Here is a 24,896-nt window from a genome sequence, read left to right as displayed (position 1 = left end):
TGTGAGATTTTTCCCAAAGATTAAACAACTGACGATAAGTTTTGAGGAGATGAAAAATTATTTATTCCCTGAAGCTGTCTGGGGATATGGGGAGATGGGGAGATGGGGAGATGGGGATATGGGGATATGGGGATATGGGGAGATGGGGAGATGGGGAGATGGGGAGATGGGGAGATTGGGAGTGTGGGAGATGGGGAGATTGGGAGTGAGAGAAATATTTGGTAATGGTTGAAGATGGAACATTTTTGTATACCGAATTAAACGGATTTGATATAAGACAAGAAAAAAACTTAAATTCCCTGTAGATATCCACACTAATTTTTACACAAACGATTGCCTTCGGACATGATATTATTTGTAGCAAATATTGATCAAATTGGTATTAGAATTGTTTACAGGAATATAATTGCAAATTTATTCTAAATCTCGAATTGCTTAATCTGAGATACAGCGGTATTTTTTTGATATTTAAATTATAAAAAATAACTTTTTTTTTAGAAATATTTAATACAAATTTTGGTTATTTTCAAGTGTTATATTACTACTAAATATTAGATTAATATACTATTTTAATTATTCTCCAACTGTAACAAGCATTGCTGAAATACATAATTCACAACAGCAAATAATTTATCCAAATCTCCAATACTATAACTAATAGTATTCCTAGTAAAAATATCTCCTTTAAATTTACCAAATTCCCAAAATTTACCATTAGAAACAATACCAAAAATAGTTTGTTCTAAATCGTTGTTAATTTTCTGTACTGCTAATAATTCTGCTAAACATTGACCCCATCCTTCTTCAAATTTATCTTGCTTGGCTTCAACTACTAAAAAATAGGGTTTGTCAAAAATCATTCTGCCTAGAGGATTGAGTTTAGTCACGATATAATCTGGTTGTCCTGAAAGTTTTTCATCATAAATTAACGTTTCGTGGCTCCAAAGCGTCAGTTTCTCATAATAAGATTTCCAGACTTCTTTCAAAAGAGGATAAATTAAATTTTCGCAAATAGCATATTCTGAACCGTATATGGTTCCATGAGAAAGTAGAAATTCTAATTCTTCTCTAAAATTTTGAGGTACTGGAAATTCCAGTTCATTGATAAAATTTGCAGAAATATATTTGATTTGATATTCTTTGGCGACTGCTGCAATACTTTTGTAATTACTGAATGGCATGATTTAATACTCTTTTTTAATTATCTCTAATTCTAACAAACATTCCTGAAATTCTATATTTGAAATTCTTTGACTACTATGGCAATGTTTTTTTCATTAATTGATAATTGATAATTGATAATTACCTCTCCCTAAAAGTAAGCATTCAGCAGTCAGCTATCAGCTTTATAGAATTAAAAGTATGAGTAATAGAATTGCCCATTAATTAACCTTAGCAGTAAGCGCGAGCCACATCTATGATTTCCCTCCATAGAGTTGAAAATGTAGTAGAAGTTAAACGGGTACTTGCTTCATTCATTAAAAAGCTGTTTGCAAGCGCATTCCGCACCGAAGAGCTGACTGCTAATAGCTGAATGCTTACCCCTAATATAAAATCCGGTTGAATACTTATCTTATGTTTGGGGGTGGGAAGTGTGGGGAGAGTGGGGAGTGTGGGGAGAAGGGGAGGTCGAGAGATTGAAGGCTCCGAAAGTGTGGATAGAATTATAAACATATACTGTATAACCGGATTCTATATAAAAGGGAGAGGATTGACCAACTCCGAAAAAATTTATTCTCTTGGTCGATGGTCGGACAGCGCAGGTTTCGGAGCCATCCCATCCTACGGAATGCTTTCCTTACGGAATGCTATCGCAAACGCAAACGACCGCTTTTTTTCCCTTGAAAGGGGAGGCTTTTAACCCGAATTGTTGAATTATTTAATCATTAATTATTAATTATTAATTATTAATTATTAATTACTAAAGCATTCTCCATTTTACTCAACCATTCTATTAAACTTTCTAACTGTTTATCAGCGCTTAAAACACCTAAACCACGAACCGTTACTTTACCCTTACTAAAAACAAAACGAGACTTTAAATGACCTGGTAATTTCTCCTTTAATAAATTCCAAGCAGGTTCCTCCATTGGAGTTTCTAAAACAACGTGTTGTTTCCCTTCTAATTTAATCCGAGAAAAGCCTAATTTTTTGGCAATTTGTTTTAATTCCATCATCCTTAATAACTGTAAACCAGCTTTCGGAATAGCACCGTAGCGATCGCTCCAGTCAATTTCTATTTGACTCAATTCTTCCCGACTATTCGCAGCAGCAACTAACCGATATGCACTCATTTTTTGATCTAAATCTGGAATATAGTCTGCGGGAATAAATGCAGTCAAACTCAAGTCAATTTGCGTATCATCCACCTGCGGAATTTCCTGACCTTTAACTTCACTAATTGCCTCCTGCAACATTTCCGTATACAGATCGAACCCAATAGTATTCACCTGACCAGACTGTTCTGCACCCAAAATATCCCCCGCACCCCGAATCTCCAAATCTCGCATTGCTAACTGATATCCAGACCCCAACTGGGTAAATTCCTGAATAGCTCGCAACCGTTTTTGAGCATCATCTGTCAGCGCTATCCCACCGGAAGCAGTAGTTGGATAAAATAACCACGCATGAGCTTGTACCCCCGCACGACCTACTCTTCCCCGCAACTGATACAACTGAGACAAACCAAACTTTTGAGCATCCTCTATTAATATAGTGTTGACGCGAGGAATATCCAAACCAGACTCAATAATTGTGGTACAAACCAAAATATCAGCTTCACCAGCACTAAACGTGAGCATTATTGACTCCAATTCGTTAGCATCCATCTGACCGTGACCAATATTAATTCTAGCTCCGGGAATCATTTCTCGTAACTTTCCTGCTAATTCCTCAATACCCTCAATGCGCGGTACAACATAAAATACCTGTCCTCCTCTATTCAATTCTTGGCGAATTGCAGTGCGAGCAGTTTCCAGATCGTAGGGTGCAAGATGAGTTTTTATCGGACGACGCAATGGAGGTGGAGTCGCAATTAAACTCATTTCCCTAATTCCTGAAAGCGCCATATATAAAGTCCGGGGAATTGGAGTTGCAGTCAAAGTCAGCACATCTACCTGAGCTTTGAGCGCCTTAATTTTTTCCTTCTGGTTAACACCAAACCGTTGTTCCTCATCCACCACCAACAACCCCAACTCCCGAAAGTTAATCGTTTTACTTAAAATAGAATGGGTGCCAACAATAATATCCAACTCCCCAGTCGCCAACCTCCGCTGAATTTCTTTCTTTTCATTATTAGTACGGAAGCGGTTAAGTAAACCTATTTCTATGGGATAAGGTGCAAAACGTTCCTTGAGAGTATGATAATGTTGCTGAGTTAAAACTGTAGTCGGGGCGAGAAATGCTACTTGTTTGTTAGCAGTGACTGCTTTAAAAATTGCTCGAATAGCAACTTCTGTTTTACCAAAACCAACATCACCACAAACAAGACGATCCATTGCTCGCTCGTTTTCCATATCCCGTTTCACATCTTGAGTTGCTTTCAACTGGTCGGGAGTAGGTTGATAGGGAAACGAATCTTCCATTTCTTCTTGCCATGGGGAGTCAGCAGGAAAACTATAACCTGTTTGTTTGGCGCGTTGAGCATAAAGTTTCAGCAGGTCAACGGCTAATTTTTTGATTGACTTACGGACTTTATTTTTGGTGCTTTCCCAAGTTTTACCCGTCAGTTTATTGAGCTGCGGTTTTTTCTTATCCGTACTTCTCAGTCGCGACAGAGAACTTAGTTGGTCAGCGGCAACTCTCAACAAACCGTCAGCATATTGAATTGCCAGATAGTCGCGAGTTTCATTATTCAGAGTCAGACTTTCTAATTTGACAAACTTACCGATACCATGTTGACGGTGAACCACATAATCTCCGGGACGCAGTTTGTTCGGGTCTACTTGTTTGGAAGCTGCTTGACGACGTTTGCGAATATAGGTGGGAGTAGCGAGGGTATGTTGTCCGTAAAATTCTCGGTCGGTGATGACAACTAACCGGAATGTCGGCAAAATAAATCCTTCTAATTCTGCTAAACCACTATATTTGATGGCAACGGGGGTATGTTGAGTTTGCAGTCTATCAATGGCGGGGTAGTCACGGGGGTTGGGGATAAACTGAGCAGGACAGTCGTGTTCCTGGAGTAGGGATACGGAGCGCGATGGTTGAGCGGAAATCAGGAATACAGAAAATTTCCGTTCCCTTTCCTGGCGCAGATTTTCTGCCAGTTTCGCGTATTGGTGCGGCATGACTGGTAAGGGACGACTGGCGAGGTTGAGGGTGTATTGTACCGAAGCGGTAATACTGCTATTGCTTTCTTTGACGAGTTCAGATAAATATAGTCTGGGAAATAATTCTACTTCTGCGAGGGAGTCGGCAAAAGTGCGATGAATTTTTGGTAATGGTTGGGATGTTTCGTCAGCGTTGAGTTGTTGCCAGTTTTCTTCTACCAGTTCAAACCAGCGATCGCCATGAGCAGCACATTGGTCAACTTCGTCAATAGCGACTAGGGTATTTTCTGGCAAATAGTCTAGAAGGGAGACAAATTTTGAGTCGGTTATTGACTCTAAGTTTCCCCACCCCCATTGACTAAAGTTTGTGGGAGTCACTACTATTTTGGCAATTTTATCGAGGGAACGTTGAGTAGAGGGGTCAAATTCCCGAATTTTTTCGAGTTCGTCGCCAAACCATTCTAGGCGCACTGGTAATTCTGAGGCGACAGGAAATATATCTATAATATCGCCCCTGCGACTCCACTGACCCTCAGTTTCAACTAATGGTACTCGTTCGTATCCCATCTGGGCAAGTTTTTCATCTAAAGATATACACTCTAAACCATCAGACTGAGAATGATTTATCTGTGTATCCGTGGCCGATATCTGTGTTGTGCTGAAGGTTTCGGAGTTGCTGGTAATGCCTGGGTTGAGTGTTAGGCAGTATGGTTTAAATTGTTTAACTGTGGGTAGGTGGGGTTGGAGCGATCGCTCTGTTGCAACTATGGCCATTTTTGCTTTAGTTGCATTTTCTGGCGCGTTCTCACTCAACAAGTCTGCCAATACCTGCATTTGTCCCCAAATCATTTCTTCGGAGTGGGAGGTTTCGTAGGGTGATGCTTCTGAGGTGGGATAAAAGTGTACTGTCGGCCATCCTATTGCTTCTAATTGTGTCGCCCACCGTCCTGCTTCTTCTAAAGTGGCAGTAACGATAAATAAATTTTGCTGTTGTTGTTGGGCCAGGGTAGATGCAACTAAGCCTTTGGGTAAACGGGGAGCGCCGTTGAGTTGTAGGCATTGGTATTGTTGGAGTTTGTTTAGGAGTTCGGTTGTTAAGGGCGATCGCCCGAGTAGTTTAATAATAGAAGATAGTGTCATTTCAGTTATCAGTTATCAGTTATCAGTACCTCCGACTAAAGCCAAAGGCTTGAAATACTTAAGTTTACTTTTTCTTGGTCGATTGGATATGGCGAGGAAACCCGCTCTTGACAGAGTCGCTCCGAATGGCATCATCCCACCCTTATGATACATATAGTGTTTTTGTTGGAAAAATCTTTAAGTCCTGTTGGAATTGGAGCCGAAATAAATCTTCTTTCTTTGACCAGAATTAGGCAAATGCACTGTATATAGTAGATAAAAACTATAGCACTATGGTACATATAGTGTTTTTATTGGAAAAATCCTTAAGTCCTGTTTGAATTGGAACCGAAATACATCTTCTTTCTTTGACCAGAATTAGGCAAAACCACTGTATATAGTAGATAAAAACTATAGCACTATGGCACATATAGTGTTTTTATTGGAAAAATGCTTAAGTCCTGTTTGAATTGGAGCCGAAATAAATCTTCTTTCTTTGACCAGAATTAGGCAAAACCACTGTATATAGTAGATAAAAACTATAGCACTATTATACATATAGTGTTTTTGTCGGAAAATGCTTAAGTCCTGTTGGAATTGGAACCGAAATAAATCTTCTTTCTTTGACAATAATTAGGGAAAAGCACTGTATATAGTAGATAAAAACTATAGCACTATGGTACATATAGTGTTTTGCCGGAAAAATGCTCCCTACTCCCTTACTCCCTATCTTCCTACCTCCCCTCAGATGAGTTATATAGCAGTCTAAGGAAAGGTTAGGACAGATCGCTAATCTTAAAACTCAGACAACGCAATATTTTTCCTTCTTCCTTCTTCCTTCTTCCTTCTTCCTTCTTTCAATTGGAAACTATAGTTCATAAAAATATAGTCAAATATGACATATCCTTATTTTGCAGGTGTTATTCTGACTGGGTGAACTACAACACCACGCCAGTTGCTTCAAGTCGGGGGACCCGCCCAACGCACTGGCTCCTCTATCCCATGGTCAAAGACATTTGGGACTGCTTTTTTCATTATGTTTAGAGAACCGTTCACATCAGCATTAATCAATCCAATGCTTGTGGTACGATACAAACCTCTTTTTACTCTTTTTCCAGAAAAAGTGACATGATTATTCTCACCTTCCTTGTACACTGGAATCAAATCATTATCTATAAAACTCGCTTTTGACGTATAAGATTCTTCTGTAATAATTACATCTATCCCTACCATCTTGGCTTTATAAGATAAAATTTCTATTAACTTGTTGTAGGGAACACAGACAAAATTTTGATTATTTCTTTTCCCTAGATTTATCTTCTGTTTCCATTCTTCATTGTGCCCTATTATCAATGTTCCTATTTTCTGATTAATCAGGGTATTAATAATTAAACGAGATGATTTATGAAGATAATCATTGATTTTGAATTCTCTCTTATTACAAAGCTTTTTTAGTCTCTTACTTGATTGATTTTCCCGGAGTTGAGATTGTAGTAAGCTTTTAACTTTATTATAGTATTGATTGATAGATTTTAACGGTCTGCCATTTATCAAGAGTGGTTTGATTCCGGCTTGATTAAAAGTTAATGTAGCTAGATTGTTTAATCCTATATCAATACTGGCACAACGATTTTTCTCTAGCTCGTATTGTTTTTCGCATTTCTCATAAATCACCTCAATTACATAATGGTTAAGTCTAGGCACGAGACGAACTTGCTTAATTTGTGAAGTAGGTACTAATGTTTTTAGATAAATTCCGGTTTTACTGGGATTAATAATTCCTTGTTTAAGTTGCCTCTTGCTGATAGCTTGTGTCGTATAAACTACAATATTTCTTCCTATTATTTTATTCTTATATCCAGGAATACGAGGACGAGCATTAAACTTTGATGGGTTCTGTTGATAAACTTCGCTTGCTGCTAAAAAAGTCTTCCAGTTTCTATCTAGTATCATCAATATTTGTTGAGATACTTTAGCTGGCATTGCTTGATAATCTGGTTGAGTAGAGAGTGTTTTTTGCAGGTCGTAATAGTGACGATAATTATTTTCAAAGATGAAAGATTGACGAACTAAATAATTAGCATAGTTATAGAGATTTTTAGACAAGAAACACAGTCGGTCTATTTCAGGATAAAACCGATGATTTTTTGTATGGGATATGTCTCTCAACTAATCTCATAAATCAAGGGGTTAAAATTATATTAGGATTCGAGGACGCGCGGAATTTTGATGATTATTTAGTCTGGAACTAAGCGTGCCAATTTCATTATACTATTAAACAGATGGCCTTTGAGTTATTAAATTTTGTCAAATATTTAGTAACTCTTTTGCACAAATCAACGAAGATATTTGACATTATTTGACTATATATGACTATATTTACGTATAACTTTTATTATACCAGAGCAAAGTACTATATTTTTAATTCCCCATATTTTGATTTTGGGTTTAATACCCCACCGTCAACGGTCGTGTTCAAAATTAGTTGGGGGAGCACAAGACGCGGAGCGGCTATTCGCCCTTCTATCCATAAGTAATTTCCCTCCTGTCTCCTGTCTCCTGTCTCCTGTCTCCTGTCTCCTTCTTCAATATGTTATCAAAATTCCTCAAATTAATTAACTGGAAAAATTTTAATACATTTATATTATTAACATTTACCTGGATCGTTATACCTCTATTTTTGGTAGAAATTGTAATGATTGTTTTGGAGCCTTATCTATTTAAAGGTCTCTATCAGTACGATTCAGATTTAGGATTTAGAGTACGACCTTATATTAATGGGAATAATAAATTTGGTTTTAACGATAGAGATTATTCTTTACAAAAAGACCAGAATAAAATTCGATTATTAGTGGTTAGTGATTCGTTTAATTGGGCTGGTGGAAAGGAGGGAAATTATACAGCTTTGTTGGAGAAAAAATTTGAGAATTATTATGGTCAAAATCAGGTTGATGTGATTAATGTAGGCTATCCAGGAACTCATACTGGGGAGCAGTTAGCTATGTTGAAAAAGTACGGATTACAATATAATCCCGATTTGGTAGTATTAGGTTTTTTTGTTGGTAATGATTTTCGTGATGCTGACCCAGAAAGAAAACGAATTATTGTCAATGGTATATATATAGATATAGATAAGAAAGATGAATTAATTATTTTTGGTTATCCGATTATTGGTAAGTCTAGATTGTTGATGTTTTTACAGCAAAAATATCAAGTTTACCAGGAATTACAAAGGGCTAAACAAGATTATGCTCAGTTATCTAGTAGTTCTCTAGTCGCTAGTTTAAATTTAGCATCGACTCCAATTATTGAACAGGAAAAGTCACCGGGAATTTTATCTGAAAAAGCTTTTCTGCGGGTAGAAAAAAGTAGACTAAAGTTTTGTAATATTAGAGATTTACTTGAGGGTAAGCGAGACGATAATATTAACTATATTTTTCAGAGTATTTCAGAAATGCAAGCCTTATTAGAGTCTCGAAATATTCAGTTTGTGGTGGCAATTTATCCAGATGAATATCAAGTTAATGATGAATTATTGAATGATATTTTTGCCGAATATGATGATTTGAAGCGAGAGTCTTATAATACGACTTGTCAGCAAGAGATTTTGAGGAAATATTTGGAGGCTAATGGTATTCCTTATATAGATATGTTAGATAGATTCAGAAGAGAACAAAAAAATCGTCCTTTATACTTACTCAGGGAACCTCATTGGAATAGTGCTGGAAATTTATTAGCTGCTGATATTTTATTCGATTATTTAGTTAAAGATATAGATGAGTTTTTTAGTAAAATAGGGAGTAGGGGGAAATAATTAGGGCTTGCTGATTAATTCTCGCGCGTATTGACAGATAAATGCTTTAGCATTTTTGGGTAAAAAAAAAGCCAGCTTTTTGGTGGAAAAAGCTCAAAAATTTAGTATTTTGGACAGACAAGATTCAGTCTCCCAACCTTCCCCATACTTCCCATCCTCCCCACACTCTGCTTTTTTCAGCAAGCCCTAATATAGTAGTGGTTTGGTAACCAAAACCAAAAATTTAGGTCAGGAATAATTTTTAGGTTTAATTGTCGCCTTTTAATTGTTTACTATTTAATTGTTTACTATCGAATTTTTATCTAATATCTTATCTGATTTAGCCAAATAAATCCCAGATAATACTAATACAAACGTCAACCAATTTAAGAAACTCAATTCTTCTGCAAAAATTGCCCAAGCTAAGAATGCTGCAATAGCTGGTTCCAGCAACATAATTAGAGAGACAAACCCAGATAAAAATTTTTTCAAACTATAAAATAATGCACCCACTCTAATTAAATTACACAAAATTCCTAGACCAATAACAGACAACCATCCAGAAAGGTAAACTGGTAATAGTCAATCTTCAAATAGCAATGCAAATGGTAATAAAAATAGGCAGCTCAAGCAGCTATTCCATATTAAAATTGTGATGGTTTTAAATTTACAGCAGTTTCGGAGTTAGTGAGGTACAAAATTTAGGACTTTAGGCAACAGCTCCGGAAGGCAACAGAGAATTAATAAACTGTACCTTACTATCCTAAAAAGTGCTTTCAACAATGAATAATGAATAATTACCTCTCCATGAATTGAAGAGGATTGACAAATTCATGAAAATTTTTCTTCACAGGAGTCGATTGGATATGGCTCCGAGACCCGCTCTTATCAGAGCCGCTCCGAATGGCGCCATCCCTCCACCGCTTATTATTCCCTTAAAAGGGGAGGCGCATACCCACAATTTTTCGGTAATTTGGAGATGCTCTACCACCAAAATTGCCCCAGCATAGAAAATGGCAGATACTAATGCAATGCTGTCTCCTAGCAATGTATCTTTAGCTAGGTGAAAATCTTGAAAAGCAATTATTAAAGTTCCTCCTAAAGCTAAAATTGTGCCAATTAAAAAGCGATTACCAAAAGATTTGCTTAACAGTAACCACCCACCTAAAACAGTAAATATAGGAGTTGTATTGTGGAGGAGATTAGAGTTAGTAACGGTTGTTTTTGTCAAATACCAAGGCCAAATTACTAGACAAACAGTCTCTAAAATAGCAACAATAAATAAGTAGAAAAAATTCTTGAGAGTATAAGTTTCTTGAACATTAGTAGATGAGCGATCGCTCTGCTTATCCCAAGGAACTCCTAAAACCCTTTTCTGATAGGGAGATGGGGAGATGGGGAGATGGGACCCACCCCTCGCCCCTCCCCCTCCCAGGAGGGTAATACTAATTCCCATGCATTATTGCTATACTTGGGCAGTACTTCAGTTGTCAACTGATCGGGACAAGCAAAATCACTTTGCATGCTAATTTCAGCTAAGTTAATGTTAATTATTCTTATGTTTACTTCTCCCCCACTCCCCTACTCCCCTTCTCAACAAAATGTAGAAAAGTTTTTGAGAAATGGTATAATATGGGAGAAAAACCTCTAATTAAATAGGTTTACTCTCCCGAAATATCCATTTAATGGCAAATACAAAACTTCTCTCTTTTGTAAAATTTTATGTGAAGAAAGATGTTGATAAAGCATAGCTGTAATAGGGAGGCTACGAAAATACGAAATTCTCTTTTTTTATCTCCTTAAAAGGGGAAGCTATTGACCTGATTTTTTGGCAATTTAATCTTAGGTTTTTATTTGCTTGCTATATCTAGCTGTGAGGGATAGTTTTATAGCAATTATGAAAAATAATACTAAGTACCTAAGCAAAATTAATTGTATATTTTCCCTATATTTTCTGAACGTTAAATCTCCTACTATCTCTAAGCTACAACTATTTTTTATAAAAATTAAAATGCACTGGTTATTTTATGTACATACTTAGAAAAAAATTTTAGCTTTTGCCTAAAAAGGAGCTTTTACAATCCTATTTATAACTTATTTATATCTATAAATTTTTTCGGCAGTCCTGCAACCGTAATGGTATTGATTGAACTTGGGAAAAATTACCTCAGCTCCAATTAAAAGAAAAAGGATGCATTTCGGTTTCTTTCCTACTCCCCTACTTCCCTACTCTCCTACTATCCTACTCCCTTTTCCCTCTTCCCTCTTGCTTATTTATTGACACAACACTAATATTTTGACCATTCTTATTAACTATATGAATACCAGGAATTTGATAAAATTTAGCAATATCTGTATCTAATGCCCAAGCTTTAACATTAATATTTCCTTCGGGGAATTTATGAGTAGACAATACCTTTTGCCACCCTGACCTAAAGTATTTTCGACTCTTAAATTCTTTCACCAGAGAAGGTCTTGAAATTGTCATATCTGCCACAGCAGAAACAATAGATTCACCTTGATAATTATCATAACTTAAAACAATGGCATCTACAGGTAAACCCGTATCAGTAAATATTGCCCAACCAGTCCCTAGTAAATTATTACCACCAATGAATTCTAGCTTCTCAAAAATACCTTCTACTTCTCTCTCATTATTAGTATCTACAAGGTCTTGAATGCGATTAGTTTGAATTAAACCAGGGTGTAAAAAACCCATTTCTGTTAAGTAACGTGCTCGTTGTCTGTTAGATTCAAAATAGTAAGAATCAAGCAGATTTTGACAGTTATCGTGAGTAAAATCAATGAGTAATAAACATCCTTTATATTTCAAATAATTTTGTCGCCATAATTTCATCTTTTCTATACTGTAGGTAAAATTGTGTATTTGCAGAACAGTTATTATGCCGAGAAACCAGCAAATTATTTTTGAGAATAGGCTTCTATTAATTAACAAGTATTCTTTTTTTCTCCAATCCTCCCCCACAATAATCATTAAATGAATTATGGAGATAATTAGATAAGTTGAAAAGGTTGTATATCTTGAGGAAAGTGCTTGTTCTATACCAAATGAAACTCTGCCAAAGGATGTAACTAAGGCACTAATAACTGTATATAAACCAAGCATAATCCACCCTATAGTTTGATGTCTAAGTTGATAATCTTTGAAATGCCAAAGCACATAAGAAGACAAACAAATAAATAGGGTAATAATTATGGAACCAAGAATAATTGAATTATTGAGAGGTTGTATACTGCTACCTATACCAAGAGCAGTACCGATAAATGCTAGAAAGTATTGAAATATTTGATATGGATATTGAATAGATTCTACTGGATTAGGGTGAGATAATGGCTTTTGATAGTCGTAAAAATATAAGGCTATATTTGCTATAAATCCAATTATCCAGAGGATATATAATTTGATATTTTTTAGTATATCTGACCAAGATTTTAGTTTGGCTAAAGCTAAAACTGGTAAGACAATTACCCAGGCTAATAAACCATTAGCATAGGAAAAAGTGCTGATGGTTGCCAATAACATACAAATTAAAAATTTCGCTGTATTATTCAGTCGAGAATAAGCAATTAATATAGAGGTAGTAATAGAGGCGATGGGAATAAAAACAACTATTTGAATACCCCATAGCCAGTTTTCATATTGTACGGCAGAAAATATAAAAATATTAGATACTAATGCTATAGTCAGACTTTTGATAGAGGAGGTATTAATTGTTAATCTATTTAAAAGATAAATGTTTACAGCAACTATACAGGCAAGTAAAAATATTACTAACATTTCATATCTAATATTCCATTTTGTCAGAAATGCTAGGGCAATAAAAATTAGTCTGGGAAAAAATTTTCTACTTTCATTATGCTGTGCCATTAAATCGCTGAAAGACAAAGTTCTAGTATTAACTTTTTCAAAGACAGCAGCAATTGCCCACTGGTCTTGAATCGGTACATTCAAACTATACTTAAGAATAAGAATTCCCAGAACTATAGCTGGAATTATCGCTAAACATAAATTGATTCCTAAAACTAATTTAGAATGAATACGTTGCATATTTATAAAAAAAAGGGAATAGGGAACAGGGAGCAGGGAACAGGGAATGGGGAATAAGGAATAGGGAAAAATTACTCAAATTTAATTTTCCAGATTGCCAAATCTAAACCTCCCCTATAGCACTTCTTTATATATAGATATAAAGAAGTTAATTTAGAGGTATTTTTTTAAACTGGTGTTATATTAACATCTTAGCAATCGCTAATCTAAATTAACTGTACTTAATCCAGTCAAAACATTGCATATTTATCAAAAAAGAGAATAGGGGAATAGGGAAAATTTATACTCAAATTTAATTTTCTAGATTGCCAAACCTAAACTTCCCATATCGCGCTTCTCTATCTAGAAAAAGTTAATTTATAGATGTTTTTTTTTACTTGTTTTATACCGTGCATAAAAAAATAATGTGTTTGAATAATAAGTACGATTAAAAGACTTTGCAGGAGATATTCCTTTGATAAAAAAAGAGAATTATCTACCTAAAAATTGGTATTAAAGTAATTCATTCTGACTCCTGAGGACTGACTCCTGACTCCGAATCAAAAGCCTAGTCATTTGTAACAAACATTGATCAAATTGGTTTTATATTAACATCAAGCGCGATCGCTAATCTAGATTAACTGTATTTAATCCACTCAAAACGTTCATCCTTGAAAATTTAATAATGAAAATATTTTTTTCTATCCTCCGTCAAACAGCAATTATTTCTTTAATAACATTTGGCTTAACAGAAGTCACATTTAGAATTTATCACAAAATTAATCCATCTTTTATGTTTTATGACCCCTCATCTTATAATCGTTGGCGTGGGAAACCATTATCTACAGATTATGATTTCCAATTAAATTCTCGGGGATTTAAAGATGTAGAATTTAGCAAACAAAAAGCAGAAGGTACATACAGAATTCTGGGTATAGGTGATTCTTTTGCTTATGGAGGTATTCCCTACAAACATAATTTTCTCACTCTATTGGAGTCAAAACTTAATCAAGATAGTCAGCAACTAATAGAATTAATAAATATGGGCATAATTGCTATTGGACCAAAAGATTATTTATCCTTATTAGTTAATGAAGGATTAGAATTAAATCCTGATATGGTGTTGTTATCTTTTTATATCGGAAATGATTTTTCTGATAACTATAAATCACAACAAGACCGCAGGTTACTTAAAGTTCAAGATTCTTATGTTTTCTCATTTTTTTATTTTCTAATTAAGGTCAATAGTAAGTTTGAAGGTAATCTTTATCATCATAATATTGAGTATCGAGAAGATTTACCTACTGTACCGGATGACTTTCATCTGGAAGAGGCAAAAAAAAGGAGTTATATTTTTATCAAAAATCCTGAAGAAACTGAATTTAAAGAACATTTTAATGATGCTTTGGGCGACTTATTAAAAATCAAAGAAATCTGCGATCGTAGAAATATTACTTTAGTCGTAGTTTTAATGCCTGACGAAGTACAAGTTATCAAAGAATTAAGAGATAAAGTAGTTGCTAGTTATAATTTTACTCCCGATAAATTTGATTTTCGACAACCTAACAAATTATTATCTCAAGCACTTGTTAAGAACAATATATATTATCTTGATATTGTTGAAGAATTTGTGACTGCGGGTACTCAAATTCCTCTCTACAAACCTAACGATATTCATTGGAATATTGCTGGTAATAGATTAGCTGCTGAAGTAATAGATAAGTATCTCTCTGGAAAATTTTTTCAGTAGATATGGCAACAATTAATAATTAATAATTAATAATTAATAATTAATTATTAGGACTTGCTGATTAAATATAAAATAATTTGCCTTGACATATAAAGACAAGTTTGGGGTCGAAAAAAGTGCAAATTTTTCAGCTCTTTATGCTCAAAAAGGAGCGTATTTTAGGCGCATAGTTAGGCAGAATAATCTTGGGACAATTCTTACCAATGGATAATTGATAATTGATAATTAATCGCGCTCTAGGTAAGAATCCTCTCATGAGCAAAGAGAAAAAAGTGCTAGGAAATTTCGTGATATTCAATTCCGTAATGGTTAAAACCTTCTTGTAATTATCCATTATTCATTATCCATTATCAATTAATGAATCCTACCTTTTCGCTCATTCCCCGTTTCTCCTGTCTCCTGTCTCCTGTCTCCTGTCTCCTGTTTTCTAACTCTATTGATTGATTTTGATTTGGAGCAAGTATATTAAAGATTGAATTAGCTATATATTCAGAAAGAATATTTTCTCCAGCTTTTGTGTAATGGCAACAACTATCAATATAAACTATCTCTTTAGCATTATCTAAAATATTCACACCATTGAAAATATTCACACCATTCTGTTTCAAATCATCTATCTTACTTAAAAGCACTGGATACCCCAATTCTGTTGCTTCTTTAAAAGGAGTATCAGAATCAAAAGCAATTTTCTTTTCTGCTTCACTGTAAATTCTCTTAGTAGGATAATATTGATTTGGCTGTAGAACATGAAAATATAAAATATTATGATTAGCAGCAATTTGCTTCATCATTATGGAGGCTTTTTTCCAATGTTGTGCCATAGTCTCATATAATTCTGATTTTTCTAATTGAGGAGATTGTGCATAGAAATAAACGATACTAGCTTCAGTTTCTCCCGCAGCTTGTTGAGCTGCTTTTTTTCTTTCTTTATCAAATATTTTGACATTTTTACGATAGGTCGTTGCTAGATTTTGTACATAAATTGATGTCAAGGCATAACAGTAAGCTACTTGACACTTATCTAAAGTTTCTAAAGCATCTTTCAATTTACTTTTACTGTCGTTAATTTTTAACATTGCTCTAATAGATTTTGTCGAGAGACTATTATTCGCTATGTTGGTTAACGGCACAACATGATTGGTACTTGGCATCATAATATCAATATTATTTTTATTGTTTGCTTTTGCCAAAATTACCTCATTAAACCCATCTATATTGATGAGCATATCAAATTTTTGACCGATGGAGAGAAAGTAATTTAATAATATTAATTGTTGGGGTTGTTTATAGCCTCCTGTGGCAAAAGACAAGATAATAAATTCCTTATCTTTAAGTTCTGGAACTTCCTTTAATTTATCGACCAAGATTTGATTCTGAATTTCATATATTGAATAATTAGAGGCAACTGAACCACCAAAAACTCCGATTATATATTGATTGTTACTCTTTTTTTTATAGGGATAATCATAAGGAGAAATAAAACCAGCAGCATTGTACTTAAACCCTTCTCTAAAATCTGGTCCTGGTTTTTGAACATAGCCAAAGTAAGGATGCAGTCTTTCTATTACAGAGTCTTCTAACCTAATTCCTGCTAAATTTATTCCCATCACATTGCCATTAACATTAGCATTATTATTTTCATTTTCTGTTTGATTTTCCTGTTCTTCCTCTTGATTAGTTTCTGCCACCTTTTCTCTCGTGTAGAAAAATTGCTTATACCTGATAAAATACCAAGCCAAAGAACCTAATTCCAAAAATATAAATAGCAAAATTATGTTAATCAAAATAATTTTCCATAGTTCTTTGGAATCTTTGAACATACCCAGTTTTTTCATAGTCATTTTATAGAAGATATATTTATATTTAGGGTTTGCGTATGGAAAGTCTTTTAGTAGGGGTAGGAGACAGGAGAAATGGGAATGAGCGAGGAAGTAGGAGTAAGGATTGCCCCAAGATTGTTCTGTCCAACTATGCGCCTAAAATACGCTCCTTTTTGAGTGTTTTAGACTGGAAACCAGGGACTTTTTTCGGCAAAAAAAAGGCTAAAGTCTTTATATGTCAATGCTTTTAGATTTAATCAGCAAGCCCTATTTATAGATCGATACAGTTCAGTTAAGGATTTTTTTTGGCAGTTCTGTAATCTCAAAAGCTTATCTAATGGTTCCATATCTTATGAACTTTGGTCTTATAGCATTTCTCAAAAACTTTTCTACATTTTCTTGAGTAGGGGAGTGGGGGAGAATTAAACACAAGAATAATTAACATTAACTTAGCTAAAATTAGCATGCAAAGTGATTCAGATATTTTTAATTACTTAATAACTGAAATTTTACCTAAGTATAGCATTAATGCATAGGCATTTGTCTTATCTGAACCGTATTGATTTATAGATAGATTTTTTCGCTATCAGGTATCATTTGAGTTTAACACCAGTCATTCCCTCGAACACTTTTTATAACCTTAAAAGGGGAGGCTATTGACCAGAATTTATGTCAAAATATCAAGTATTATTGTTGATAAAATAATAATCTGACTAATGTTTCAGTTACCCAATAAATTCTTTGATGGTTAATTTTAATTATTATACCATTTTGAAAAAAGAATGTTACGAATAATAAGTGTGATTAAAAGGCTTGACAGGAGATGTCCCTTTGACATAAAAGAGAATTTATGAGGTAAAAACTGGTATTGAAACCATTCATTATGACTCCTGACTTCCCATCCTGGGAGTACTTAGAGGTGGGTTTACTTCTAAGAAATACCCTAGAGATTTGTAGCAAATATTTATCAATTTGATATTATACATTTTAATTTTGGTGTTGCTTATTTGATGTATGAAATTCAACTATAGCAATTTCCAAGAAGCGTAAGGTACGCGCATTCGTTGGTTTTAAGGAACAGGAAACAGAAGACAAATAAAGATAGGTGTATTTCATTAGGCTAAGAAATCCTATAAGTAGATAGACAAAATTATTTGTATATAAATTTATTTGGCATCCTTTTATGACTCTACGACAGAGCAATCAAAAATGTACAATTAATTCTGTCCAGGTACTTATAGTCATTCCAGTTAAGATTGAGACAAGGGTTTCTTGCCTTGAAAGAGTTTCAGCTGAAAAAGTGTTCCAGTCTTATTCAGAATGACTATAGTGGTAAATTTTCACCCAAAACAATAGTGGTGAGTTATACCTATTTTTAACTCTAAAGTCACTGAAAAACTCCTTTCTAGCTACTGACTCCTGTACATCGCCCTACCTAACCTGAATCCTGACTCCTGAGGACTGACTCCTGTAAAATCATACTTATCGCACAAATAATTTGACATTATTTCTCCCACCAATTTATGACCTTCTATATTCCAATGACCTCCACAAGGATCGGCATTATCAAATCCATATAAACACTTGCCTGTTTTTTGCGCTTCATCTACTAATGGTCCAGATAAAATATAAACTGGAATATTTTCTTGTTTGCCAAATGCTTCTATTCTCCGGTCTGGATAATATAAATCTGACAAATTATGAGAATTTTTAAATTTTTCACGGTGTTCTAAACTGGGATGCACCTGATGAGAATCACTAACTGCTATTAACATAAAATCTCTATTCTTTTGAGAGACTTCATCCCTCATTAACCTAATTAAATCTTCTGTTACTTTCCAAGCTTTATCCCAGTCAGAATTTGATTCAGGTTCTCGATAAAAAGAAACAATAGTTTTGCCATAATCATTTAAAAATTGACGTGGTTTAGCATCCATATCAACTTTTCTAATTAGCTGTAAAATCCGAGAATTTCTCACTAACCAAATTGGTAATATATCAACCATTGAAAAAACATAACGACCTCTTGACCAAGGTTTCATTGTCCGGAATGACATATCTAATTCTAACTGACCATTTTTATAGACAAAATAAGGTCTGAGATGGTCGTGGTCAAGAGGACGATAATTATTACGGAGGTCATTACCAGCATAAAAAGCTAATATCACTAAATCTGGTGCATAATCCCAAACATGATGTCTTAAAGTCATCAATTCTTGAGCTGTTCCATAACCCTGTACCCCAAAATTCATTACCTCAACTTTCCGGTCTTTTAAGGCAGAACATTGTTGTAATTTTTGCTCCATAATTGCACCATAAGTATCCTCCAATTTGACATGAAATGCTTCTGTAAAAGAATCTCCTAATAAAGCTATTCTTAATCCATTTTTGGGTTTAGTTTTACTACGTTCATAATCACGAAACCCTCCACTATTCATTTTTAATTCTGAAGGTATACCTTCTCCTTGCCAAAATGCTGTGGCATTAGGATTTCCTGCCCAACCTCGATTTGGATCTTTAGCAGTATATAGAGATTTATTTTCTGATTTTTCATCTGTTCTAGGTGGTGGAGGATGTGCAATTCCTAATATTCTTAACCCTACTTCTGCCACTATCACAGCAAATATAAATGTAACTACTGTTATTCCTATATTTACTGCTAAATTTTGTCTGTTTTTCATTTTCTCTACTTATATGAAACACTAAAATTTTTACTACAAATACTTAGGGTTTGCTTATGGAAAGTCTTTTTGCTGGGGTAGGAGATAGGAGACAGAAGAAATGGGAATGAGCGAGGAGGTAGGAGTAAGAATTGTAATACCAAATTCAAAAAAGGCAGTTACATCTTAATTTGTGATTTATTCATAAAAGAAAAAATTATAAATTCCATAAAATCTAAAATTTCTACCTTTTTTCCTCTTTAATATTTATGTTTTTCTTTCCCTGTTCCCTGTTCCCTGTTCCCTGTTCCCTGTTCCCTGTGTCGTCACGCTTTGCAATATTTTATGAAATTGGTATAAGAGTGATTTTTCTGCCCAAATATGCACCTAAAATACTAACTTTTTGAGCGTTTTAGACGTGATACCATGCACTTTTTAAAGACCCCAAAAGGCACTTGTCTTTATATGTCAATGCTTTTATATTTAATCAGCAGAGCAATAATTAGACTGTTTCCAGGAGGACCGAGTCATACTATTTCTCTATGAAGTTGCACTTAATATAAAGATGAGAATAGTCAGCTTAATCAGGTCTGAGCAACAATTATTAAGTCCATTGTTACAGAGAAATGGTATCAGTAGACATCTCCTCCAGAAGAGGGAGTAGAAAGCAGGGACCAGGGAGAAAGAATTGACGAATAAGAGTGGGATAATTGATTTTATTTTTTATTATTGGAAATGTTTAGTAGGAATATTCTATATATCATTTAGTGTAAGCATTTTAGTTAGAGTCAAATCCTGTTTTTATTCAAATCGACATTTCTCGGTAAAGTCTTTTAAGCAGGGAAATTATTCATAGCATTCTTTTTGATATTTCATATTAACTAACTTTCAATTTTAAGCTAGATAATGTAGCAGAAAGAAGAAAGAGTAAGAAAGAAGGACTGAAGTTGGAAAAATCTGACGTTGTCTGAGCTTTAATCTTTTGGTATCTCAGTTTCCTTTCCTTCAAAGTAAGTATTCACCTATTAGCAGTTAGCTCTGATATCTTTAAATCAATGAAGCAAGCATTCGCTTAAGCTCTACTACATTTTCAACCAGAGAATTGAAGCATAAGAACAACTAGCTTAAATTGTCCACTAAAGTTAATAAAGCTGTTTGCCCAGCATTCCGTAGGAATAGCTGACCGCTGACCGCTGACCGCTGAATGCTTACTATTATTCTAATTTTTCTCTTGATTCTCCATTACATTTTTGATGGAATTAGCAACAAAATTTGCTAATATTGTGTCCCCAAGAAAATTATAGTGACAGCAAGCATCTCGATAAACTACCTCTTTTTCTTCATCAAAAATATTCACACCATTAAATATATTGACGTTAGCTTCTCGTAACCTACTAATCTTAGACAATAACATTGGATAACCTTTTTTAACTCCTGTTGAATAAGGATTTCCTTCAATAATTAGAACTTTTTCTGCCGGGCTAAAAACTCTTTCAGTCGGATAATATTGATTAGGTTGAATAAAATGAAAATACCATTTATTTCTCTCGGCTAAAATCTGATTCATTGTTAGTGATGATTCATACCAATTTTCTGCTATCTTCTCAAAAGCTACCTTATCTTCTAATACTTCAGGCATCTTATTCAAATATACTAGACTGTCACTATCAATATTTTGAGAATTTCGAGCTATCTTTTGATCGTATTTAATAATCTCTTTTTGATAGCTTTCTAATAATCCTTTTACTTGCAAACTTCTCAAACTATGACACGAAGCTAGTTTACAACTTTCTAAGTTATTAATAGCAGTTGATAAATTCTGTTTCAGTTCGCTAATTTGAACAATTGCCTTCATTACAGACAAATCATCACTAGCTAACCTTGTTAAAGGTAAAATATGTTGTATGCTTGGCAAGAATAATTCTATTTTTTCCTGATTATTTTGGTGAGATAGTGCTACTTCATTAAAACCATCTATATTGATGACCATATCAAATTCTTGGCCGATAGAAAGAAAATAATTTAAAATCAATAATTGCTGTGGTTGCTTATAACCTCCCCCCGAAAAACATAGGATGATTATTTCTTGATCTGCTAACTCAGGTATAGTTTTTAAGTTATTGATAAACTCTTCATTACCTCTAGATTGATTAATATTAAGACCCACGGCAAAATTATTCGCAACTGAACCACCAAATATACCAATAATAAATTGATTCTTATTACTTTTAATAAAAGGATAATCATACTTAGAGACAAAGCCGTAATTATTAACCCTTATTCCTAATTCTTCATCGGTAAAAATTCCTTGTTTTAGTACATAGCCAAAAAACGGATGTAGTCGCTCCAATATTGATTCATTATTTAAATCTGCACCTAGTCTAGTTCCAGTTTTTTCCAGGTCTTCTCTTACTTTGGAAATAGTACTTTCTCTCGTATAAAATAGTCGATTTTCCTGAAAATAATAAAAACCTAATGATACAATCTCTAATCCTATAAATCCTAAAACTAAGTTAATCGTAACTAGACTGAATCCTGTTTTGATTCCCTGCATCCATTTGAAATTTTTCATGGCATTGCTAAGTTTTTATTTTCCCTACTGACACTTTTTTTGATTACCCAAATACTTTAAAGCAAATGTATTTATTCATCTTCATGGAAAGCCAAAAAAAAGAATTATTTATAGATACAAAGCGCCCATATCTAAAGCTTCGTTAACAAATTACATAAATAAATTAATAAAATTCAGACTTTTCCCTTTTGCCTTATTTTCTTAATTTAGCAGTATATCGTTCACACAAATAATTTGCCATTATTTCACCGACAAATTTATGACCTCCTATATTCCAATGACCTCCACAAGGAACCGCATTATCAAAACCATGCAAACATTTACCCGTTTTTTTCGCTTCATCCCAAATAGGTCCAGCTAAATTATACACTGGTATATTTTCCTCCTTACCAAAATTTTTTAACCGAATATCTGGATAAAATAAATTCGGTACATTCAAAGATTTCCTAAATCCATCACGCTTTTGAATATCTGGTAAAACTTGATAAGAATCACTAGCTGTTATTAACATAAAATCTGCCCCTTGATCATATACCTCATCTCTCATTAGTTTAATTAAACCTTCAGTGACTTTCCAGGTTTCTTCCCAATCATAATCAGGTTGTGGTTCCTTGTAAAAAGCTAGATTAATTTCACTATAATCTTTTTCAAACTGACGGCGTTTAGCATCAATATCCACCTTTCTAATTAGTTGTAAAATCCGAGAATTTTGCACAGACCAAAATGGCAATGAATCTACTATAGAAAAGTTATAACGGTCTCTCTCCCAAAAATTTAAATCGCGGAATGACATATCTTCAACAAGTTGACCATCTTTGTAAACAAAATAAGGTCTGAGATGATCGTGTTCTAAAGCGCGATAATTATTGCGGAGGTCATTACCAGCATAAAAAACTAATATTACTAAATCTGGTGCATAATCCCAAACATGATGCCTTAAAGTCATCAATTCTTGAGCTGTTCCATAACCCTGTACCCCAAAATTCATTACCTCAACTTTCCGGTCTTTTAATACAGGACACTGTTGTAATCTTTGCTCCATAATTGCACCATAAGTATCCTCCAATTTGACATGAATTGCTTCTGTAAAAGAATCTCCTAATAAAGCAATTCTTAATCCATTTTCAGGTTTAGTTTTACTACGTTCATAATCACGAAATCCTCCACTATTCATTTTTAATTCTGAAGGTATACCTTCTCCTTGCCAAAATGCTGTGGCATTAGGATTTCCTGCCCAACCTCGATTTGGATCTTTTGCTGTATATAAAAGTTCTTGATTAGAGTCTTCTCTTGGTGGTGGAGGAGTTTCTATTTTCGCTATTCTTAAACCTATTTCACCTACTGTCACAGCAAATATTAATGTGCTGACTGTTAATCCTAAATTGATGGCTAAGTTCTTCAGTTTTTTCATTATATAAAGGTTAGTTGAGCAAGAAATTATTCTTAGTTTTAGTATTGACAAGAAGTTAAGTTAAAAACCAAGTTAAGTTAAGTTAAAAACCAAGTTATATATAGTACCTGAAAGTATAAACAATTGGGATAATTTTCTAATTTCTGGAGATACAGTAGAGAAACTTCTTTCACTCATATCAAATTTTAATAATTAGTTATTGTAGGTCATTGTGGCTGGAACGGAGTGGAAGGAAGCAACCTTGAAAATCCCTGAGATTACTTCCTATCGTCCCAATGACCACTTTTCAGCTTTTGCCCACGTAAAAATTTTTGAGTTACAAGTCGGGAGTGGAATAGAGGCAATACAGGAAAAAGATTGAAAAATACTCCCTTACTCCCCCAGGACTTACGCAAAGGCACTACATATAGTAGATAAAAACTATAGCACTATAGTATATATAGCTTTTTTGCCAGAAGAATGCATAAGTCCTGTCCCCTACTTTTAAGATGAGAATCAGATTTTTTCCATCATTAAATCTCTCCTTCTATCTCTCCTCAGTAGAAAATCACAAATTTTTTCATTTTCTGGAGCTCATGAAAAAATCGGCGGCTCAAAGGATTTTCGGTTCCATACTCACAATTTTTGTGATATTATAAATGTTATTGGGTGTTGTTCGCCCATACGCATGACTTTTTATTCAACTAAGTTTCCTGACTGAGACACAATCAAATATTCAGGCATTTTTCCCAGGAGAAATACTAGAAATATTGTCATTTTGTGAAGCTTGGAGAAATATCTGTTTTTCCCATCATCAAATCTTTCCTTCGATCTCTCCTCAGTAGAAAACCACAAGTCTTTTCATTTTCTGAAGCTCATGAAAAAATCGGCGGCTCAAAGGATTTTCAGTTCCAGCTTCACAATTTTTGTGATATTATAAATGTTATTGGGTGCTGCTCGCCCATACGCATGACTTTTTATTCAACTAAATTTCCTGACTGAGACACAATCAAATATTCAGACATTTTGTGAAGCTCATAGGAATGCTTGTTTTTCTCATCATCAAATCTTTCCTTCGATCTCTCCTCAGTAGAAAACCACAAGTCTTTTCATTTTCTGAAGCTCATGAAAAAATCGGCGCGTCAAAGGATTTTCAGTTCCAGCTTCACAATTTTTGTGATATTATAAATGTTATTGGGTGTTGTTCGCCCATACGCATGACTTTTTATTCAACTAAACATAGTATACTTGTCTGAGCGATAGAACTCTGTTCCGCTTTCGCTCTGCGACATGAAAGGCGGAGCCTAACGGCAGCTATCGCGAATGTTGTAGAAAGGAAAGTTAATTTGACATCCTCCCCGGCTGTTAGGCACGGGGATTCCTGCCGAGCCTTAGCTCCTGGGTGGGTTGACGTTTTGCGCTCCGCAAAGCTCCGCTAACACAGGCTGCCGCTACCTTGGCGCTAGTCTTACA

At 34.4% G+C, this 24,896-nt stretch carries 12 protein-coding genes and 1 pseudogene; 3 read left to right on the top strand and 10 right to left on the bottom strand.

The window, feature by feature from the left end; genetic code table 11:
• Nucleotides 1–232: pseudogene (locus F6K23_RS36255) on the top strand (hypothetical protein); the annotation flags it as partial.
• 337 nt (nt 233–569) lie between these two features.
• Here F6K23_RS36255 and F6K23_RS36250 read toward each other — a convergent pair.
• The 3 genes from F6K23_RS36250 to F6K23_RS36240 all read right to left on the bottom strand — a co-directional run bounded on the left by F6K23_RS36250 (nt 570) and on the right by F6K23_RS36240 (nt 7,559).
• Nucleotides 570–1,181: a hypothetical protein gene (locus tag F6K23_RS36250; RefSeq protein WP_293165446.1), complete on the bottom strand. Its 612-nt coding sequence runs from the start codon at nt 1,179–1,181 to the stop codon at nt 570–572.
• 726 nt (nt 1,182–1,907) lie between these two features.
• Nucleotides 1,908–5,411 carry a transcription-repair coupling factor gene (mfd, locus tag F6K23_RS36245; protein ID WP_293165444.1) on the bottom strand — a complete coding sequence of 1,168 codons (3,504 nt, stop codon included), beginning with the start codon at nt 5,409–5,411 and terminating at the stop codon, nt 1,908–1,910.
• A 939-nt stretch (nt 5,412–6,350) separates the two neighbouring features.
• Complete coding sequence (locus tag F6K23_RS36240) at nt 6,351–7,559, bottom strand: transposase (protein WP_293165442.1); 1,209 nt, start codon at nt 7,557–7,559, stop codon at nt 6,351–6,353.
• Between the two features lie 421 nt (nt 7,560–7,980).
• Between F6K23_RS36240 and F6K23_RS36235 the strand changes: the two genes are divergently transcribed.
• Nucleotides 7,981–9,204, top strand: a complete 1,224-nt coding sequence (locus F6K23_RS36235) for a hypothetical protein (protein ID WP_293165440.1) — start codon at nt 7,981–7,983, stop codon at nt 9,202–9,204.
• A 276-nt stretch (nt 9,205–9,480) separates the two neighbouring features.
• Here F6K23_RS36235 and F6K23_RS36230 read toward each other — a convergent pair whose 3' ends face one another.
• The 3 genes from F6K23_RS36230 to F6K23_RS36220 all read right to left on the bottom strand — a co-directional run bounded on the left by F6K23_RS36230 (nt 9,481) and on the right by F6K23_RS36220 (nt 13,252).
• Complete coding sequence (locus tag F6K23_RS36230; protein WP_293165438.1) at nt 9,481–9,738, bottom strand: EamA family transporter; 258 nt, start codon at nt 9,736–9,738, stop codon at nt 9,481–9,483.
• A gap of 292 nt (nt 9,739–10,030) precedes the next feature.
• Nucleotides 10,031–10,639, bottom strand: a complete 609-nt coding sequence (locus F6K23_RS36225; protein ID WP_293165436.1) for an EamA family transporter — start codon at nt 10,637–10,639, stop codon at nt 10,031–10,033.
• A 786-nt stretch (nt 10,640–11,425) separates the two neighbouring features.
• Nucleotides 11,426–13,252, bottom strand: a complete 1,827-nt coding sequence (locus F6K23_RS36220) for a hypothetical protein (RefSeq protein WP_293165434.1) — start codon at nt 13,250–13,252, stop codon at nt 11,426–11,428.
• A 664-nt stretch (nt 13,253–13,916) separates the two neighbouring features.
• Between F6K23_RS36220 and F6K23_RS36215 the strand changes: the two genes are divergently transcribed.
• Complete coding sequence (locus tag F6K23_RS36215; protein WP_293165432.1) at nt 13,917–14,981, top strand: hypothetical protein; 1,065 nt, start codon at nt 13,917–13,919, stop codon at nt 14,979–14,981.
• Between the two features lie 350 nt (nt 14,982–15,331).
• On the opposite strand, the gene F6K23_RS36210 is transcribed toward F6K23_RS36215, so the two are convergent.
• The 4 genes from F6K23_RS36210 to F6K23_RS36195 all read right to left on the bottom strand — a co-directional run bounded on the left by F6K23_RS36210 (nt 15,332) and on the right by F6K23_RS36195 (nt 23,444).
• Nucleotides 15,332–16,801: a hypothetical protein gene (locus F6K23_RS36210; RefSeq protein WP_375340821.1), complete on the bottom strand. Its 1,470-nt coding sequence runs from the start codon at nt 16,799–16,801 to the stop codon at nt 15,332–15,334.
• A gap of 1,409 nt (nt 16,802–18,210) precedes the next feature.
• Complete coding sequence (locus F6K23_RS36205) at nt 18,211–19,482, bottom strand: SGNH/GDSL hydrolase family protein (RefSeq protein ID WP_293165428.1); 1,272 nt, start codon at nt 19,480–19,482, stop codon at nt 18,211–18,213.
• A 1,198-nt stretch (nt 19,483–20,680) separates the two neighbouring features.
• Nucleotides 20,681–22,033 (bottom strand): hypothetical protein, encoded by a 1,353-nt coding sequence (locus F6K23_RS36200; RefSeq protein WP_293165426.1) that lies wholly within the window; start codon nt 22,031–22,033, stop codon nt 20,681–20,683.
• A 193-nt stretch (nt 22,034–22,226) separates the two neighbouring features.
• Complete coding sequence (locus F6K23_RS36195) at nt 22,227–23,444, bottom strand: SGNH/GDSL hydrolase family protein (RefSeq protein WP_293165424.1); 1,218 nt, start codon at nt 23,442–23,444, stop codon at nt 22,227–22,229.
• Nucleotides 23,445–24,896 lie beyond the last annotated feature (1,452 nt).

Source organism: Okeania sp. SIO2C9, from assembly GCF_010672455.1.
Lineage (GTDB): Bacteria > Cyanobacteriota > Cyanobacteriia > Cyanobacteriales > Microcoleaceae > Okeania.
Note: the sequence above shows the minus strand (reverse complement) of the source record. Positions and strands in the feature narration are given on the sequence as shown.

Coding starts and splice junctions, on each gene's coding strand:
- F6K23_RS36250 (WP_293165446.1), bottom strand. CDS start 1,181: ATGCCATTCAGTAATTACAAAAGTATTGCAGCAGTCGCCAAAGAATAT.
- mfd (WP_293165444.1), bottom strand. CDS start 5,411: ATGACACTATCTTCTATTATTAAACTACTCGGGCGATCGCCCTTAACA.
- F6K23_RS36235 (WP_293165440.1), top strand. CDS start 7,981: ATGTTATCAAAATTCCTCAAATTAATTAACTGGAAAAATTTTAATACA.
- F6K23_RS36225 (WP_293165436.1), bottom strand. CDS start 10,639: ATGGGAATTAGTATTACCCTCCTGGGAGGGGGAGGGGCGAGGGGTGGG.
- F6K23_RS36220 (WP_293165434.1), bottom strand. CDS start 13,252: ATGCAACGTATTCATTCTAAATTAGTTTTAGGAATCAATTTATGTTTA.
- F6K23_RS36215 (WP_293165432.1), top strand. CDS start 13,917: ATGAAAATATTTTTTTCTATCCTCCGTCAAACAGCAATTATTTCTTTA.
- F6K23_RS36210 (WP_375340821.1), bottom strand. CDS start 16,801: ATGTTCAAAGATTCCAAAGAACTATGGAAAATTATTTTGATTAACATA.
- F6K23_RS36205 (WP_293165428.1), bottom strand. CDS start 19,482: ATGAAAAACAGACAAAATTTAGCAGTAAATATAGGAATAACAGTAGTT.
- F6K23_RS36200 (WP_293165426.1), bottom strand. CDS start 22,033: ATGAAAAATTTCAAATGGATGCAGGGAATCAAAACAGGATTCAGTCTA.
- F6K23_RS36195 (WP_293165424.1), bottom strand. CDS start 23,444: ATGAAAAAACTGAAGAACTTAGCCATCAATTTAGGATTAACAGTCAGC.